The sequence below is a fragment of the Vibrio sp. 2-Bac 85 genome (assembly GCF_037546705.1).
GTDB lineage: Bacteria > Pseudomonadota > Gammaproteobacteria > Enterobacterales > Psychromonadaceae > Psychromonas.
Map to the genome: position 1 here is coordinate 1 of NZ_JALAAB010000043.1, position 1,595 is coordinate 1,595.

Annotated in this window: 1 rRNA gene; it reads left to right on the forward strand. The window is 51.6% G+C overall.

The annotated features are described in order from the left end of the window. Nucleotides 1–35: 35 nt before the first annotated feature. Nucleotides 36–1,580: ribosomal RNA gene (locus MT390_RS19640) — 16S ribosomal RNA — on the forward strand. Nucleotides 1,581–1,595 lie beyond the last annotated feature (15 nt).

A 1,595-nucleotide genomic window follows, 5' to 3' on the forward strand; every position in this document is an offset into this window, starting at 1 on the left:
TATTGAGTCGCAACTTAGGTTGCAAATTAAACTTTAAATTGAAGAGTTTGATCATGGCTCAGATTGAACGCTGGCGGCAGGCTTAACACATGCAAGTCGAACGGTAACAGAGAATAGCTTGCTATTTTGCTGACGAGTGGCGGACGGGTGAGTAATGCTTGGGAATATGCCTTATGGTGGGGGACAACAGTTGGAAACGACTGCTAATACCGCATAACATCTCCGGATCAAAGTGGGGGACCTTCGGGCCTCACGCCATAAGAGTAGCCCAAGTGGGATTAGCTAGTTGGTAAGGTAATGGCTTACCAAGGCGACGATCCCTAGTTGGTCTTAGAGGATGACCAGCCACACTGGAACTGAGACACGGTCCAGACTCCTACGGGAGGCAGCAGTGGGGAATATTGCACAATGGGCGCAAGCCTGATGCAGCCATGCCGCGTGTGTGAAGAAGGCTTTCGGGTTGTAAAGCACTTTCAGCGAGGAGGAAAGGTTGTACTTTAATAGAGTGCAGCTGTGACGTTACTCGCAGAAGAAGCACCGGCTAACTCCGTGCCAGCAGCCGCGGTAATACGGAGGGTGCGAGCGTTAATCGGAATTACTGGGCGTAAAGCGCGCGTAGGCGGTTAATTAAGTCAGATGTGAAATCCCAGGGCTCAACCTTGGAACTGCATTTGAAACTGGTTAACTAGAGTTTTGTAGAGGGTGGTAGAATTTCAGGTGTAGCGGTGAAATGCGTAGAGATCTGAAGGAATACCAGTGGCGAAGGCGGCCACCTGGACAAAGACTGACGCTGAGGCGCGAAGGCGTGGGGAGCAAACGGGATTAGATACCCCGGTAGTCCACGCAGTAAACGATGTCTATTAGAATTTTGTGGCTATATGCCGTGGGATTCAAAGCTAACGCATTAAATAGACCGCCTGGGGAGTACGGCCGCAAGGTTAAAACTCAAATGAATTGACGGGGGCCCGCACAAGCGGTGGAGCATGTGGTTTAATTCGATGCAACGCGAAGAACCTTACCATCCCTTGACATCCAGAGAATCTGTTAGAGATAGTAGAGTGCCTTCGGGAACTCTGAGACAGGTGCTGCATGGCTGTCGTCAGCTCGTGTTGTGAAATGTTGGGTTAAGTCCCGCAACGAGCGCAACCCTTATCCTTATTTGCCAGCGGGTTATGCCGGGAACTCTAGGGACACTGCCGGTGATAAACCGGAGGAAGGTGGGGACGACGTCAAGTCATCATGGCCCTTACGGGATGGGCTACACACGTGCTACAATGGCAAATACAAAGGGCTGCTCACCAGCGATGGTATGCGAATCTCCTAAAGTTTGTCGTAGTCCGGATCGGAGTCTGCAACTCGACTCCGTGAAGTTGGAATCGCTAGTAATCGTGGATCAGAATGCCACGGTGAATACGTTCCCGGGCCTTGTACACACCGCCCGTCACACCATGGGAGTGGGCTGCACCAGAAGTCATTAGCTTAACCCTTCGGGGATGGCGATGACCACGGTGTGGTTCATGACTGGGGTGAAGTCGTAACAAGGTAGCCCTAGGGGAACCTGGGGCTGGATCACCTCCTTACGTAAAGAAACACAT